This window comes from Bacillus kalamii (genome assembly GCF_047238185.1).
In the GTDB taxonomy this organism is placed as follows: Bacteria; Bacillota; Bacilli; order Bacillales; family DSM-1321; genus Bacillus_AD.
Genome location: NZ_JBDFMI010000006.1, coordinates 521,252 through 537,000, shown reverse-complemented (window position 1 = coordinate 537,000; position 15,749 = coordinate 521,252). Strand labels below are relative to the sequence as shown.

The 15,749-nt window shown below is 41.8% G+C and carries 15 protein-coding genes and 1 pseudogene; 13 read left to right on the top strand and 3 right to left on the bottom strand.

Translation table 11 applies throughout. From position 1 onward, the window contains the following. Positions 1–124 precede the first annotated feature (124 nt). Positions 125–547, top strand: a pseudogene (locus ABC357_RS20370) (cytosine deaminase); the annotation flags it as partial. A 457-nt stretch (positions 548–1,004) separates the two neighbouring features. Here the strand turns inward: ABC357_RS20370 and ABC357_RS20365 are convergent. Further along, positions 1,005–1,484, bottom strand: coding sequence for a GyrI-like domain-containing protein (locus ABC357_RS20365; RefSeq protein WP_412889406.1), 480 nt, complete (start codon positions 1,482–1,484; stop codon positions 1,005–1,007). 109 nt (positions 1,485–1,593) lie between these two features. On the opposite strand from ABC357_RS20365, the gene ABC357_RS20360 reads away from it, so the two are divergent. Both ABC357_RS20360 and ABC357_RS20355 read left to right on the top strand, forming a co-directional pair. Then, entirely contained in the window at positions 1,594–2,556 is a 963-nt protein-coding gene (locus ABC357_RS20360) for a helix-turn-helix transcriptional regulator (protein WP_412889405.1), read from the top strand. Positions 2,557–3,168: 612 nt separating this feature from the next. Next, on the top strand, positions 3,169–4,290 hold the full coding sequence (locus tag ABC357_RS20355; protein WP_412889404.1) for a M20 metallopeptidase family protein: 1,122 nt from the start codon (positions 3,169–3,171) through the stop codon (positions 4,288–4,290). A gap of 87 nt (positions 4,291–4,377) precedes the next feature. Here the strand turns inward: ABC357_RS20355 and msrA are convergent, their stop codons facing one another. After that, a complete protein-coding gene (gene msrA, locus ABC357_RS20350; protein WP_412889403.1) occupies positions 4,378–4,893 on the bottom strand; it encodes a peptide-methionine (S)-S-oxide reductase MsrA in 516 nt (171 codons plus the stop codon). 122 nt (positions 4,894–5,015) lie between these two features. On the opposite strand from msrA, the gene ABC357_RS20345 reads away from it, so the two are divergent. From ABC357_RS20345 to ABC357_RS20305, 9 genes are all read left to right on the top strand, one after another. Next, positions 5,016–5,237 (top strand): DUF2829 domain-containing protein, encoded by a 222-nt coding sequence (locus ABC357_RS20345; protein WP_412889402.1) that lies wholly within the window; start codon positions 5,016–5,018, stop codon positions 5,235–5,237. An 88-nt stretch (positions 5,238–5,325) separates the two neighbouring features. Beyond that, complete coding sequence (locus tag ABC357_RS20340) at positions 5,326–6,081, top strand: 3-oxoacyl-ACP reductase (protein WP_412889401.1); 756 nt, start codon at positions 5,326–5,328, stop codon at positions 6,079–6,081. A 150-nt stretch (positions 6,082–6,231) separates the two neighbouring features. After that, positions 6,232–6,744 carry a QueT transporter family protein gene (locus ABC357_RS20335; protein ID WP_412889400.1) on the top strand — a complete coding sequence of 171 codons (513 nt, stop codon included), beginning with the start codon at positions 6,232–6,234 and terminating at the stop codon, positions 6,742–6,744. A gap of 170 nt (positions 6,745–6,914) precedes the next feature. After that, positions 6,915–7,901 (top strand): ABC transporter substrate-binding protein, encoded by a 987-nt coding sequence (locus ABC357_RS20330; protein WP_412889399.1) that lies wholly within the window; start codon positions 6,915–6,917, stop codon positions 7,899–7,901. A gap of 27 nt (positions 7,902–7,928) precedes the next feature. Continuing rightward, positions 7,929–8,915 (top strand): FecCD family ABC transporter permease, encoded by a 987-nt coding sequence (locus ABC357_RS20325; RefSeq protein WP_412889398.1) that lies wholly within the window; start codon positions 7,929–7,931, stop codon positions 8,913–8,915. Between the two features lies 1 nt (position 8,916). Continuing rightward, positions 8,917–9,708, top strand: a complete 792-nt coding sequence (locus tag ABC357_RS20320; protein ID WP_412889397.1) for an ABC transporter ATP-binding protein — start codon at positions 8,917–8,919, stop codon at positions 9,706–9,708. A gap of 17 nt (positions 9,709–9,725) precedes the next feature. Beyond that, entirely contained in the window at positions 9,726–10,229 is a 504-nt protein-coding gene (locus ABC357_RS20315; protein WP_412889396.1) for a HugZ family pyridoxamine 5'-phosphate oxidase, read from the top strand. A gap of 283 nt (positions 10,230–10,512) precedes the next feature. After that, a complete protein-coding gene (locus ABC357_RS20310; protein ID WP_412889395.1) occupies positions 10,513–11,502 on the top strand; it encodes a glutaminase in 990 nt (329 codons plus the stop codon). 118 nt (positions 11,503–11,620) lie between these two features. Next, positions 11,621–12,787, top strand: a complete 1,167-nt coding sequence (locus tag ABC357_RS20305; RefSeq protein ID WP_412889394.1) for a GGDEF domain-containing protein — start codon at positions 11,621–11,623, stop codon at positions 12,785–12,787. A 48-nt stretch (positions 12,788–12,835) separates the two neighbouring features. Here ABC357_RS20305 and ABC357_RS20300 read toward each other — a convergent pair whose 3' ends face one another. Next, positions 12,836–14,278, bottom strand: a complete 1,443-nt coding sequence (locus ABC357_RS20300) for a sigma-54 interaction domain-containing protein (RefSeq protein ID WP_412889393.1) — start codon at positions 14,276–14,278, stop codon at positions 12,836–12,838. 284 nt (positions 14,279–14,562) lie between these two features. Here ABC357_RS20300 and ABC357_RS20295 point away from each other — a divergent pair, with 284 nt between their 5' ends. Continuing rightward, positions 14,563–15,735, top strand: coding sequence for an aminotransferase A (locus ABC357_RS20295; RefSeq protein WP_412889392.1), 1,173 nt, complete (start codon positions 14,563–14,565; stop codon positions 15,733–15,735). The last annotated feature ends 14 nt before the right edge of the window (positions 15,736–15,749 follow it).

Genomic DNA, 15,749 nt, shown 5'->3' with positions numbered 1-15,749 from the left:
TCAATTATAATTACCAATGTACTTGTATAATTATTGAATGTCAATGCTTAGAGTCTAATTTATATAATTTTATGAAAATTATATAAATATAAGATGCAGGTAATATTCTAGCCACTCATTTTATGAAGAATCATTGAAGATGGGCACAGATGCAGTAGGCGGTATTCCTCATTTTGAATTTACGATAGAATATGGAGTCGATTCATTAAAAATAGCCTTTGACATCGCTGAAAAGTATAACCGATTAGTGGATATTCACTTCGATGAGATTGATGATGAGCAATCACGCTTTGTTGAGGTGGTCGCAAAAGAGGCATACACGAACGTAGAATAGGAACTCGCACAACAGCGAGCTATACAACAGCAGTGGGCCCCATGGTATCCATTGTGTACAGGAAATATGCTTCAAGTATTGCATATGGGCATCCATATAATAGCTTACGAGCAAATGGTCAATTCCATTGATTTAATCACAATAAATAGCGCTAAAACGCTGATGATTGAAGAAAATTACGGAATCGAGGAAGGAAAACTTGCTGGTAAAATTTCATACAATATTGATTGGTCTTTAATTGAATTTCACTTATCACAGGGGCAATCTGTTATATTCGATAGTCCTTGTTTATATGATGAAATGGTTGAAAAAGGGACTGGATTAGTAAAGAAATATAATGCTAACTATAAATATGTGGAATGCTACGTTGATGACCGAAATGAAATCAACAGCAGATTAAAAAAACGTGAAAGAATGATCAGCCAAATAAAAGAGATACAATCCGAGAAGCCTTTAAATCCGCTATTCATAACAGTAAAAAACCATCTGAATATAAATGTTTGATTATAGATACACCACGACCTTTAGACAGTTATATTCAACATGTAATGCAATGTATTGAAGAATAATTCATACGTTACGGAGTGCAAGAAAAGACCATCAAAAAGATGATGGTCTTTTCAATTTGTAGTCCTTTTTATTCAGGATTTTAAAAATGGACTTTTGCCCGTTATTTCCTAACAACCGGAATCCACATTTCACCATAAACCACGCCATTCCGCATGCCCATTTCAACTGTTGCATTCGGCCCGCCGACATAAGCAACATGATCTGCTTCTGGCAGGACCTGGCCAAAGGCAACGCCAGTAAGCGTATTGCTCAATTCTTCGGCTGTATGTCCTTCCCCTTTAACAACGAGGTATTCCCCTTTAGGGAATTGGATATCGCGGGTCTCTCCCGGTACCGACGCATTTGTTAGGACGCCAGCATAATGCATCATCTTGTTATTTACCGCTTCGTTGACGGCAAAAACGTAGTCGTTTGTCGCTATGGCTTTTAAAGCATCAAGTTTTCCATCATTTTTGATAGCCTGCCAAAAGTCTGCCTTTTCCTTGTTTATGCCAGCAAAATCTGTATAATCGCTTTTAAGCTCAGTTCCAATTCCTAAAACAGTGAAGCCCTCTTTTTCTTCAATCGTATATTCTGCCATTTTTAAAACCTTCCTTTTTTTGAATTAATCAAGTTATTCGTCTTTTTACTTGATGAGTTTATAATAAGTTTAAATCGTGTCAAAAAATGATACTGTTTTGGAGGCTTCGATGAAAAAAGTTGAACGGATCAATATCATAATGAGGTATATCAACAACCGAGCCCACTTTACCATTTCTGAAATCATGCAAGAATTCAGCATCTCTCGTTCGACAGCTATTAGGGATATTAGAGAAATTGAAGCCATGGGGATGCCGCTTGTTGCTGAGGTTGGAAGGGATGGGGGGTATTTTGTGATGAACAATTCAGTTCTGCCTGCTGTCCGCTTTACCGATAATGAGATTAAGGCTCTTTTTATTGCTTTTATGGCCACAAGGAATAAACAACTCCCTTATCTAAAGAGCCGACAGTCTTTAGCTGAAAAATTACTGGGCCTTATCTCGAAAAATCAGCAGGATGACCTTGTTCTTTTAAACCAAATCTTGATTTTTGAAGGGACCAACCCACATAATCCCGAGCTGCTGGATTTATCCGACCTGCCCCAGCCTATTCTAGAAAAATTGATTCAACTCCTTCTTATGGACAGCTATTTAATGATTGCCATTAAAGAAGAGAAAGTAATAAGGAATTACCCGATATATCTCTTGCGCCTTTATCATGAAAAAGGCCATTGGCTGATTGAAGGCTTCGTTTTAACGGATGAAAAGAGGCGGATTTTCCCTGTCGATCATCTTACTGATGTGCAGCGATACCCAACGAAAAAAAGAGTAAGCAGAAAACAGATTTTAGAAAAGCTAAGTAAACAGGAAGAAGGAATGAACCTTGTTTTTGAACTTGGCCTATCGGCGATTGCCCAGTTCAAAAAATACCATCCTATAAAGGTGTCCATTTCCTATACGAACCCATACCAAACCAGAGCTCTCCTAAAAATGAACATCAATGTTGATAATCCCGAAGAATTGAATGAAATCACGAATTGGCTCCTTTTCCTTGGCGCTGATATAAAGATCAAGGAATTGCCAAAAGAAGTCTTAGAAGTTTTAAGAGAGAGACTGTGCTTATTTAACCGATAAGCTATGCCAATCTGTTCACTGTAGTATAAGGAATATATGTATAAAGCAAAGCATGTATAATTCAGATGCTTTGCTTTTTTCTTTTCTAATATAGAAATCAGAATACTTCTTTATACGATTTATCTCTCTGGTGCTCCCATAATTTCCTCCATCCCATCTTTCCAATTATGAATAATCACTATTATGGATTGGAATATTGCGCCTTTACATATTCGGTATACTGAATATGTAAACAAAAGGAACACACTATTGTTGTCCCGGCCATTTAACAATAGTTGAATCCAAACCGTACGTACGTATTGAGCTTGAAACAAGGTGATAGTCTTGAATAAATATGTGGCTGGTCGATTTCAACTGGCGGCATATTGAGTTTTGATCAAGATTGAACCTATTTAGTTAATAACGTGTATTCTGGCCGCCATAAGCAGCTGCTGAAAAATGGTCTTGAGCCGGAAATAGGTTAGAAGCCTATAATGAATATGGGCATGGCATGTGAACCTGTAAACTTTCTCAATGAAGTGTTTAAGCATACGTTGCACTTCGGAATAGTAAAAAATGGAATTTTGCTTATGGATAGGATATAAACAAGAATCATTGTTAGGAGTGATTACTATGGAAAAGAAAAATCTAGATTTAGCGATTCAATTGCGCCATGAGCTTCATGCCCATCCTGAATTGTCTTATCATGAAGTTTGGACAAAACAACATTTGATGGATTTCCTTAAGGAACATACAAAAAATCTGGAAATCGTTGATAAAGGCAAATACTTCTATGCCAAATACATTATCGGTGACGATAAGCCTAATATTGCATTCCGTGCTGATTTTGATGCCCTTCCTATCCCAGAAACGATCGATTTGCCATGGGGATCTCAAAATGAAGGGGTATCCCATAAATGCGGACATGACGGACATTCTTCCACCCTTGCCGGCTTTGCTCTTGAAGTGGACCAAAAAGGGGCAGACAAGAATATTTTCTTCATCTTCCAGCATGCAGAAGAAACAGCGCAAGGCGGTATAGAAGCCGCTGAAGTCATTAAAGAGGAAAACATAGAAGAAATTTTCGGCTACCATAATATGGCGGGCATCGAATTCAAAACAGTCAATGTCATCGATGGGACAGCCCAATTCGCGTCTAAAGGAATGTCTATTGAAATGGTTGGTTCACCAGCCCACGCCAGCCAACCGGAAGATGGGGTCAATCCATCCTTTGCAATTGCGAAAATCATTGAAGCGATTCCTAAATTGACTGCCAAAGAAAACAATGAAGGTTTGGTTCTTTGTACAATCGTTCAAGTGGATGTGGGATCCGAAAACTATGGCATCGCAGCCCATGAAGGCGCTTTGCGCATGACGATCCGTGCCGAAAAAGAAGCGGAATTGGATAAGCTGCAAAAAAACCTAGAGGAAATGGCATTAAAAATGGGTGAAGAACAAGGCATTAAAGTAACGTTTCAATACCATGACGAATTCCCTGAAACGGTCAACACGAAGGAATGCGTCGATAAAGTCCGTAAAGTGTGCGAGGAAAAAGGGCTTCCTTTACGCGAAATGCCTGCTCCATACCGTGCGTCAGAAGACTTCGGCCATTATTTGAAATATGTTAAAGGGGCCTATGTCTATATCGGAAACGGGGAAGATTATCCTCAAGTGCACACGTACGAGTACGATTACCGTGATGAAATCCTTGAAACAGGCGTAGAATTATTTAAAGGATTAGCGGGTACAAAATAATATATACTGGCTGAGCGTTTCCTCCCGCAAAGGCTCTGCAAGTCCGATAAGGCCTCTCTTCCCCCAAGAGAGGCCTGTTTTATTATGTTAGCGCCATGCCCGTTCAATGAATTCATCCCGACCGCTTTGCTCCCGGTCTTCCTTATAGTGGGCAGGGTTTTTCTTATAGTAATCCTGATGGTAGTCTTCAGCTGGATAAAAGGTGGATGCCTTCAAAATAGCTGTTGCGACTGGCTTTTCGAATCTGCCAGATTCGGCAATCTGCGTTTTGGATTGTTCAGCCAGTTTTCTTTGTACGCCATTCGTGACAAAAATAGCTGTCCTGTATTGTGGCCCCCTATCCTGAAATTGGCCGTCCGGATCGGTTGGATCGATTTGCGGCCAATAGATATCGAGAATTTTTTCTAAAGGAAATCGTTTTTCATCGTAAACGATTTCCACCACTTCATAATGGCCGGTGGTTCCCGTTTTTACTTGTTCATATGTAGGGTTGTCTACGTGCCCTCCCATATATCCGGAAACGACTGATTCAATTCCGTCGTAGGAATCGAAAGGTTTGACCATGCACCAGAAGCAGCCGCCCGCGAAATAAATACTCTCCATGTTCATCCTCCTCTTTTTCTATTAGTATATAACGGCATGAGGCTATCCTGCACGTTGTTGTAAACTATGGTGATTTCCAGTATACTTTCCGTAAAGAATGAAGTGGTAAAGGATGAAAACAGATGACATTTGAACAAGTATTACCGCGCTTGAAGAACGGTGAAAAAGTGATTCGTGAAGGCTGGCAAGGAGCTGAATTATACGTGAAGCTAGTTGGTCAGAGCAAGCATGATGGAGAGAATTTAAACCCGTATTTTTTAATCAATGTACGTGGAGAAGGCTATACAATGTTCACGCCAACAGTATGCGATTTATTGGCTGAAGATTGGACGATTGTAGAATAAGCATGTTAAGCCCATGAGAAATCGTGGGCTTTTTAGTGCAAACTAAGGAACTGGCTATGAGGCTTTGGTTCTGAATGAAGGTGACGTTATGAAATTCGAAGAATATGCAGGGAAGACCGTATTTATAACAGGGGCAGCGTCTGGAATTGGGCAGGCGCAAGCCCTCGCTTTTATGGAAAATGGAGCGAATGTATGCGCCCTTGATATAGATGAAGACGGTCTGTCATTCCTGAAAAAAAAATATAGCCAGCAGTTCCACTGCACAATAGGCAGTGTGAGCAAAAGAGAGGATGTAAAGCAAGCGGTCGAGCAGGCGTTGGAAAAGAGAGGCTCTATCGATATTTTACTGAATACAGCAGGCATCCTCGATGGCTTTGCAAAAACGCTTGATACCGATGAGGAACTGTGGGACCGCATCATGGACACGAATGTGAAAGGCACATATCTGGTAACCAATACTGTTCTGCCCCATATGCTGAAGAAAAAAGCGGGAGTCATCGTGAACATGGCTTCGATTGCCGGTCTTGTGGCGGGTGGAGGCGGAGCTGCTTATACGGCGTCCAAGCATGCGATCATCGGTTATACGAAACAGCTGGATTTGGATTATTGCCGCGAGGGAATCCGTGCAAATGCGATTGCCCCCGGTGCGATTCAAACTCCGATGAACAAGGCGGATTTCGAGGGCGAAGCGGAAATGGCGAAATGGGTGGCGGATGAGACACCGGCCGGGCGCTGGGCGCAACCAGGCGAAGTGGCCGCTTTAACGTTATTTCTCGCGAGCCGTGCAGCGGATTATATGCACGGAACGACCGTGCCGATTGATGGAGGCTGGATTGTAAAATAGTGTGTTCAATGGACTTTTCTTCTGTTATAATACGCGGGTAAGCATAAATGCTTGCACTGCGGCACTTCTGATAGGGCGAAGAGCTCTACTTCCTTTGGCCGTAGTTATTACTAAAGCAGCGGATAGTTGCTTTACAAAGGAGAAATTAAATTGAATACGTCTATTTCAAAAGATTCATCGCGTGCATCTTCGGTAAGCGAGCTCACGAAGATGTCACTTGTTGCTGCTTTATACGTGGCAGTGACCGTTTTATTATCCGTTATCAGCTTTGGCGCCATCCAATTGAGATTATCGGAGATGTTCAACTATCTGGCGCTGTATAATAAACGCTACGTCATTGCGGTCACATTGGGAGTCATACTGGCCAATTTCATGTCCCCTACATGGGTTATGGATGTGCCAATCGGCGGTATCTCTACATTTCTAGTGTTGATTTTGTGCCGGGCAGTGACGAAGAAGCTGAAGAATGATATTTTGAAAATAAGCATTACCGCATTGATTTTCGCGCTGTCGATGTTTACTGTTGCAGGGCAATTGACGATTCTTTATGATCTGCCGTTCTGGCCGACATACTTTACGGTCGGGCTTGGTGAATTGCTATCAATGACAGTCGGCGGTATAGCGATTTATTTCATTAAGAAAAAAGTAGATTTAACCAAATAAATGAGCAGGAGGTGTCCAATCGGGCCCTCCTTTTTTGATGGAAAAAAGCAGATTGTATTAAATTATGTGTAAAAAAACTGAAAACATATTGTTAAAAATGAAGTTGTCTGATATATTTCTAATTGATAATGATAATTATTTTCAATTAGAAAACGACGGGGGATTAAAAGATGAAGAACAGTGTATATGGAGTTTTATTTTGTTTCTCTTTGCTTGTGTTGGGGGGATGTTCGGAAGATACGGCCAAGCCGGCTGCAAACAAGGAGAAAACGGAAGCTCATAAAGCGGATACTGAAACATCCAAAACTGAAATCAGTGCATTCAGTGAAAATAGCAGTGAAGTGGCTGAATTGTTAAAGCAGTTTCCTGAAAATGCGGGCAAATCGATTGTGACCACATCGGTTTCTATAGCAGAAATGCTGCACATTTTAGATATAAAGCCGGTTGGCATACCAACTTCGACCCATACATTGCCTGAAGGATTCGACAGCATTACAAAAATCGGTTCTACGATCGAACCGGATGTCGAAAAAATAGTAAGCCTGAAGCCTGAATTGATTATTGGGCCGGAATCGATTGAGGATAGTCTGGAGAAGAAAGTTAAGAACAGTAAATTGGCTAGGGCATATATTCCAACCGATTCTTATGAGGAATTGAAATTATCGCTAGGGGTTTTAGGTAAAGCATTGAACAAGGAACAAAAAGCAAGCGACTACCTTGCACAGTTGGACCGGAAAGAATCAGCTGTTTTAGCGCATGTAAAAGGAAAAAATGCACCGAAAGTTATGCTGTTGTTCGGATCAGGCGAATCCTTCATGCTGATGAATGATACTACATATGTCGGCAGTCTGGCCAAAAAACTGGGTGCATCCAATATTGTCAGTGAAGCTACCAATTCTAAAGAGGCATACGTTCCAATGAACATGGAAGATGTCATTACATCCAATCCAGACGCCATTTTGCTCGTTTCCCATGGAGATCCAACAGCTGCTTTGGAGCAATTTAAAGCGGAGGTGAAAAAGAATGGGGCATGGGAGAAATTGAATGCGTTTAAGGAAGACCGTGTACAGGCGCTGGATTATGAAACGTTTGGATACGCTTCTATTGAAAAGGCAACGGAAGGACTCGAGCAATTGAACGATATGTTATATAAGTAATTTGATAAAGAATGAGGGTCGAGAAAAATGGAAGTCAAAACAAAGCGCGGAGCCAGCATAATCATTGCCTTTTTTCTTTTGATTGCTTTTATCATCCTGTCCATTGGGATCGGCAGTGTCTTCATCGCCCCTGGAGAGACCATTAGGACGCTCTTTGGTTCAGGGGAAACACTATCTGAAACCATCATATGGGATTTGCGGATTCCTAGAGTTTTGATTGCCGTTATTGCAGGAATAAACCTTGCAATCTCAGGCGCATTGCTGCAGTCTGTTATGAAAAACCCCCTGGCAGATCCGGGATTAACCGGCGTATCGAGTGGCGCTGCGGTTACAGTATTGTTCATATTATTGTTGTTTCCCGGCTTTGGCAAGTGGATCCCGCTTGCTGCAGTCGGAGGCGGGCTTGTAGCCGTAATAATGGTATATGCCCTTGCATGGAAGAAAAATGGCATTTCTCCCGTGCGGATTATTCTCTCGGGTGTGGCAGTAAATGCTGTTTTCGGAGGAATCACCGGTTTGCTTTCCATTTTATACAGCGATAGGCTTCCCTCTGCCTTGCAATGGATGAATGGAAGCTTAGCGGGCAAAGGCATGGGCGATCTTTGGATGCTGCTTCCTTATTCTGTCATTGGTTGGGTATTGGCTTTATTCTGCATAAGATCGGCCAATATTTTGGGATTAGGGGAAAATGTCGCTGTCAATCTAGGTGAAAATACAAACCGTATCCGGATTTTGCTTTCATTTGTAGCGGTCTATCTAGCAGCTGTTTCGGTGGCGGCCGTAGGTTTATTGGGCTTTGTCGGACTGGTGGTGCCTCATATGTCAAGACTGCTGGTAGGTTCTAATTACCGCCTTCTTATACCTATGAGCATGGTTCTGGGAGGGCTCGTCCTTCTTATCGCCGATACAATGGGAAGATCTTTATTTTCACCATTGGACATACCTGCCGGCATCGTGATGGCGATGGTAGGGGGACCTTACTTCCTATATTTAATGAGAGCAGGTGACATTTGATTTGTTGAAGGTACAATCATTGAATATCACTCTTGACCAAAAAAAGATCTTAGATCATTTTTCAATGCATGTTCAAAAGGGAGAAATCGTTTCGATTATCGGGCCAAATGGTTCAGGTAAATCGACAGCTTTGAAGGCGATGTCCAGATTGATCTCTGTGGAGAAAAATACGGTTTTCTTGGATGGGAAGGATTTGCAATCATTAAAAAGTAAACCAATTTCCCAGTTGTTGAGTGTCCTCTTTCAGTCCAATGAACCGCCTGCGGATTTAACAGTGGAGGATTTGGTGAAATACGGCAGACTTCCCCATAAAAAATGGTATGAACGCCCAAACGAGGAAGATACAGAAATTGTGGATTGGGCAATCGAAAAAACAGGCTTGAAGCCGCTTAGAAGCCGTTCAGTAGCATCACTATCCGGAGGGGAAGCGCAGAGGGCATGGATAGCGATGTCATTGGCGCAAAGGCCGAAAATATTGATGCTTGATGAACCGACAACCTATCTGGATATTGCCCATCAGCTCCAGCTGCTTGAATTGGTCCATGCCGTAAACAAAGAATTACAGACGACCGTTGTAATGGTGCTGCATGATTTGAATCAGGCAAGCATCTATAGTGATAAAATATGTGTCCTGTCAAAAGGGGCTGTGAAACATTATGGAACTCCGGAAGAAGTCATGACAAAAGAGATGATTCGCCGGATATATGGGGTAGAATGTGAAATTGATTCCCATTATAGGCATGGAAAGCCGCAGATTCATATTATCGGCATATCTCCTGTGCCGATTCAATAAGAGGAGGAAAAAAAGAAATGAAAAAGCAAATCGATATCGAGCAAAAGAAAGAGCAGTATGCCAGCTTTATGGATGCATGCAAAACTTTGGTAATCAGCAGCAAAGATGGAAACGGAGACCCCTTCATCAGTTACACACCTTATATTCAATTAAACGGCAAGTTCTATATATATATCAGCAGAATCTCGGATCATTACCGGTTTATAGAAAGTAACGAATTCATTCATATTATGATGATTGCTGATGAGAAAGGCGCCCAAAATAAATTCGCTCTAGAACGCGTACGATTTCAGTGCACAACAGAAAATATCGGGAATGAAGGGCATGGAGAAATCTTTGCTAGGTTTGAAAAAGACCACGGCAAGGCGATGATGGATCTGCTGCGAGGATTGGATTTCTCTTTGTTCGAGCTGAATCCACGGGCAGGCCGGTATGTGGTTGGCTTCGGCCAGGCATTTGATGTGGATGTCACGGGAAGTACATTTACACATGTGGTAGTGGATAAAAAGGATAAGCAATAAAGAGTGTGTACCAAAAAGCAGCCATTAGAGCTGTTTTTTTGTGTGGCCCAAATATAGCAATCCTCTTTTTCCATTTTTATCCCTCCTTTACGAACAGATAATCTGTGGCGTATTATCAACTTAATGGGTAATAATAATGGAGTGTTTTTACGAGCTTAGACAATATGAAAATCAGCCGTGCTGCGTAAACTAGGCAGCATGCCAATATACAGATCATTAGTGAATGGTGAGGATCCTTAGGTTCTCATCATTTATTTTCCCTAAATTGAAAGGAAGAGACGATATGGGAGAATTGAAAGATGTAATGGAACAGACAAGACCGGATGGCATCGAGCGTATAGAAGAGTGGGTGGAACAATATAAATCCTATACGGATCAAGGGCAGTGCGCTTCTTATATACCAGCTTTAAAAAGGGCAGATTCATCACAATTAGGTATTTGCATGATCGGCGCAGACGGTACAGTTGTGAAAGCAGGGGATTGGGAAGCTCCCTATACGTTACAAAGCATATCGAAGATCATCAGCTTTATTGTAGCTTGCATGGAGCATGGGATTCCATATGTATTGGAAAGAGTGGATGTTGAACCGACAGGCGATGCGTTCAATTCGATTGTCCGTCTGGAAATGCATAATCCGGGAAGACCGTTCAATCCGATGATCAATGCCGGTGCCATTACGGTTTCATCCATGCTAGTGGGTGAAACGCCTACGGATAAAGTGGAAGCAATCTGTACCTTTATCGAAAAGATAGTAGGGAAGCGGCCGAAGGTAAACGAAGAAGTATTCCAGTCGGAATGGCACACGGCCCATCGAAACCGTGCATTGGCCCACTACTTGAAGGAGACCGGATTCCTGGAAGGCTCTGTTGAAGAAGCATTGGAAGTGTATTTAAAGCAATGTTCCATCGAGGTGAATTCAGAGGAAATTGCTATGATTGGGTTAGTCCTGGCACTGGATGGATATCATCCTGTACGGAAGGAAAAGATTTTTTCGAAGGAATTAGCCCGGTTGACAAAGGCGTTGATGGTAACCTGCGGCATGTATAATGCATCCGGCAAGTTCGCCGCATTTGTGGGTGTACCAGCTAAAAGCGGCGTGTCCGGCGGCATTTTGGCGGCTATTCCCCCAAGCGTCAAGTCCCAGGGAACTCCTTTTCCAGATGGCTGCGGCATCGGCATTTATGGCCCAGCTATAGATGAAATCGGAAACAGTGTCGCAGGGGTGCAATTATTGCGGCATATCGCAAGAAAATGGGATTTCACGATTTTTTAATCCAAAATGAGGAGCCTTCCGATAAGGCTTCTTTTTTAGTATACAGCCCATTGATATAAATTTTCAGAAAGTTATTGTGATATACTAAAAAATATAAAAATGAAAAATGGGTGATGCCATGAAAGGTTTACGATCCAAGATCCTTACAGACCCGGCAATTATGCATGACCATGACTTTTGGCAATTTCGCCTTGCGAAGAATAGAAAATTTTTATTGATTGTTGCCATCATGGTGCTCCTGTTAGAAAGCATTATGATGGCAGGCTTTTATTTTTCCGCCGACTTTAAATTGCCTGAGATTCCGGATTATTATTTGTATGTATATCTTTCAGCTATTGCAGGGGCTATTCTTTTTCTGGGGGTATTTCATTTTTCCACTCAACAGATCAAGAGAATGAAGAGTATACAATATGGATATGTTTTGTTTATTTCAGTGTGGAGCGCTGTATTTGCCGCTTTAGATGTGAGGACTGGCTTGTCCTCCTATATCTTTATGCAAATTGTATTACTAAATTCAGTTGGGGTACGTATACCATCTTTGGTTCATTGGACCATTCATTTCATCAGTTTCACTATTTTTTTGATGCTATTGGTTTTTATACCTGATTTGCCTTCTAAGCTTTTTTGGGCTGAAACGGTCAACTCCTTCTATATGGTCATTATTGCCAATATTATTGTCCGGTATTGCAATAATGAAGCCTATAAAGACTATAGGAAAAAGAGGATGATCGAGACACAAAATGCCAAATTGAATTATTTTGCATACAATGATTTTCTGACCAATATTCCTAATCGAAAATCAATTATTGAGTGTATGCATACCTGGCTTAAGAAGCCCGGCCATTTGGTATGCTGCATGGTCGTCGATATCGATAATTTCAAGCTCTATAATGATACATATGGCCATGTTGAAGGAGATAAATGTCTGGAAAGGGCCGCACACGTGATGAAGAATCTTGTCGGTGCAAACGGTGGAAGAATCGGCAGGTACGGAGGGGAAGAATTTTTAATCGTATTCCATGATAAATCAAGTGATGAAATCCACTTATTGTCCAGCCAAATCGTACGGGCTATCGAACAGGAAAAAATCGAGTTCCTCAGTAATAAAAATGGGGAAGTGGTTACGATCAGCTTGGGCGCCTATATAAACACATCTCAGCTGCAACGGTCGGAAGAAGTCATTTCTTATGCAGATAAAGCCTTATATTATGCCAAACATAGCGGAAAAAATACCTTTAGAGTATATAATGACATGCCAGAGGACAAACGGGATATGTATTCGTAAAAAAGCGAACATAGGCTTAAGCCGTTTATTCGCTTTTTTTTGTTAGGACTAATCTGCATGGAGTTCTTCCACCAGCTCTTTATCCTGTGTAATCGTTAAATTATATTTTTTAAGGCGGCGGATAATATAGGATTGGGAGACGCCCAGTTTTTGTGCGGTCTTTCTGGTACTCTGCAGTTCTTTGTATGTATTCATAATCCTATTTTTTTCGATTTTTTCCAACTGCTCCGGCAATGTGCCCGTTATCTCCTCTACCGCTTCTTCGAGTTCCTCTGTTTCCAGATCGAACTCCTTTGGTAAATCAGTTAAAGTTATTTCCCGCTGTTCGGTCGTAATGACAAGGCGCTCCAATAGGTTTTCTAACTCGCGGATATTGCCTTCCCACCTATGATTATATAAGGCATTGATTAGCTTTTCAGATAGCGTATGGATCTTTCCGTATTTCTGATTGTATTTCTGTAAATAAAAATGCACCAGCGGTATAATGTCCTCTTTATGCTCCCTGAGCGGAGGGATGGTAAAGGGCAGGATATTGAGACGATAAAAGAGATCGGCCCTGAAGCTGCCTTCCTTTACACGATCTTGAAGACTGGCATTAGTAGCAGCGATTATACGGACATCTGCTTTTCTTAGCTTAGAATCTCCCAGCGGTAAATACGTCTTATTCTGTAGAAATTGCAGAAGCTTCACTTGAAGGCGCAAAGGAAACTCGGCGATTTCATCCAAAAAGAGCGTTCCGCGGTTTGCGGCTGCGATGAGTCCGGGCTTTCCATTATGGCTGGCTCCGGTGAAGGCTCCCTTCTTATAGCCGAACAGCTCTGATTCCAATAAGGTTTCAGGAATTGCCCCGCAGTTCAAATGGATAAAAGGCTGGTTATTCCGATTGCCCAGTTGGTGTATTTTATGGGCGACCGTACTTTTTCCGACACCTGTTTCGCCGGTTAGGAGTATGGTCGTATCGACATCTGCCACTTTCTCGATCCAATCAAACATCGTCATTACTGCCTTGCTTTGTCCGATTAGATGATCGTCGGTTTCACGGTATTTTTGCAGAATGACTTGTTTCATTTGCTGTCTGTATTGCTGCAGGAGAGCTTCCGTTTTTTCCGGTTCGATGGTCGCTTTTAACGTTTTGCTGAGCTCACGCGCATGGGTGATAATATATTTGATATGTCCATTTTCATCAGGGATATAGTTTCCTGATACGAGCAAAATAACGTTATTTTTCGTAACCTGGACAGTGCTGACAAAATTTCTGTGCTCGATAACCAGCCTTGCGATGGAAGGGAAAAAGATGCCTCGTTCTTCCATGTCCATTACATTGTCTGCCAGTAATTCCGTATCAGTGATTTCCTTAAACGATTCCTTTACCTGATCGTTGACCCATAAAACATTGCCGTCCTTATCCAGAATCCAAATGCCATCTTCCAAGGAATTTAATACGTCAAACATAAAATGTTCATTAAGATCATGAAGCAGTTTGGCATTCATCACATGCAGTCCTTTACCTGATTTATTTTTATTAGAATAGTATATCTGAATTTTTAAATAAATGAAAACTGATTCGTTTATGAATCGGTTTTTTCCCCTTTAGCACAGCAATTAGAAAAACTCCATTGTGATGTACACAGAATGCTCTGCAAAAGACTCTATGAATCTATTTAGAATCAGAAAATAGAGACCCTGTCTATGTAAATGCTTACATTTATAGGGTTTTTCTTATTGGCATAATAGTTGCTAGATAAGCTATGACACTATGAAAAGGGGTTGAATAGATGGACCATTTAATCAACAAACGTGTAAAGGGCATTAAGATTTCAGGCATTCGCGATGTAGCTAACAGGGTGGCCGATGATCCAAGCATTATTAATTTTACCATCGGCCAGCCCGATTTTGCCACTCCTCAACCAATCATCGAGGCCGGCAAGGCAGCGCTCGATGGGCAGTTGACAGGCTATACGCATAATGCCGGGCTATTGCAGCTCCGGCAAGCAGTTTCTGATTATATGGCTAGACGCTATCAGCTGCATTATCGGGCAGAAGATGAAATTTTGATTACAACCGGAGCAAGTGAAGCATTGGATATTGCCTTTAGAACGATTTTAGAGGAAGGAGATGAAGTGATTCTTCCTGCACCTATTTATCCCGGCTATGAACCGCTCATCCGATTATGCAATGCTGAGCCTGTCTTTGTGGACACAAGGGAAAATCGATTTAAGATGACAGCAAAAATGATTGAGGAAAAAATCACCGAACGGACAAAATGCATCGTTCTCCCTTATCCATCCAATCCGGGCGGCAGCCTATTGGATGAGGAGGAATTAAAGGATATTGCCGATCTTCTGTCAGACAAGGAAATTTTCATTGTATCAGATGAGATATATAGTGAGCTGACCTATGGAAAAAAACATCGATCGATCGCAGCCTTTCCGGAAATGAAAGAAAAAACCATCATCATCAACGGCCTCTCTAAATCTCATGCTATGACAGGCTGGCGCCTTGGATTTACACTGGCTCCCAGCTATCTCACTGCAGAAATGCTGAAGGTGCACGTATTCAACTGTGTCTGTGCCAGTTCGCTGAGCCAATATGCGGCCTTGGCTGCCTTGGAGAGGGATTTGCCGGAGGTGGATGCCATGAGGCGGGAATACGAAGTAAGGCGCGATTATATAGTTGGCCGTATAACGGATATGGGATTAGATATTATTCGGCCGGATGGAGCTTTCTATCTATTCATCTCTATTGATAAGACAGGCTTAAGCTCTAATCAATTTACAAATAGGCTTATTAAAGAAGGAAAAGTGGCCGTCATCCCCGGCAATGCTTTTTCTGATTACGGGGAAGGTTATATCCGCATATCGTACGCATGCTCGATGGAAAATCTGGAGGAAGGGCTCAATCGGATGGAACAATTCATAAAAAATTTGACTGGAACAGTTGTACAGTAAATTCAGGAGGGATC

Bases quoted from the DNA above. Each gene is read 5' to 3' on its own strand.
- ABC357_RS20365 (WP_412889406.1), bottom strand. From the start codon at position 1,484: ATGGCAGAATATACGATTGAAGAAAAAGAGGGCTTCACTGTTTTAGGA.
- ABC357_RS20360 (WP_412889405.1), top strand. From the start codon at position 1,594: ATGAAAAAAGTTGAACGGATCAATATCATAATGAGGTATATCAACAAC.
- ABC357_RS20355 (WP_412889404.1), top strand. From the start codon at position 3,169: ATGGAAAAGAAAAATCTAGATTTAGCGATTCAATTGCGCCATGAGCTT.
- msrA (WP_412889403.1), bottom strand. From the start codon at position 4,893: ATGGAGAGTATTTATTTCGCGGGCGGCTGCTTCTGGTGCATGGTCAAA.
- ABC357_RS20345 (WP_412889402.1), top strand. From the start codon at position 5,016: ATGACATTTGAACAAGTATTACCGCGCTTGAAGAACGGTGAAAAAGTG.
- ABC357_RS20340 (WP_412889401.1), top strand. From the start codon at position 5,326: ATGAAATTCGAAGAATATGCAGGGAAGACCGTATTTATAACAGGGGCA.
- ABC357_RS20330 (WP_412889399.1), top strand. From the start codon at position 6,915: ATGAAGAACAGTGTATATGGAGTTTTATTTTGTTTCTCTTTGCTTGTG.
- ABC357_RS20325 (WP_412889398.1), top strand. From the start codon at position 7,929: ATGGAAGTCAAAACAAAGCGCGGAGCCAGCATAATCATTGCCTTTTTT.
- ABC357_RS20315 (WP_412889396.1), top strand. From the start codon at position 9,726: ATGAAAAAGCAAATCGATATCGAGCAAAAGAAAGAGCAGTATGCCAGC.
- ABC357_RS20310 (WP_412889395.1), top strand. From the start codon at position 10,513: ATGGGAGAATTGAAAGATGTAATGGAACAGACAAGACCGGATGGCATC.
- ABC357_RS20305 (WP_412889394.1), top strand. From the start codon at position 11,621: ATGAAAGGTTTACGATCCAAGATCCTTACAGACCCGGCAATTATGCAT.
- ABC357_RS20300 (WP_412889393.1), bottom strand. From the start codon at position 14,278: ATGAATGCCAAACTGCTTCATGATCTTAATGAACATTTTATGTTTGAC.
- ABC357_RS20295 (WP_412889392.1), top strand. From the start codon at position 14,563: ATGGACCATTTAATCAACAAACGTGTAAAGGGCATTAAGATTTCAGGC.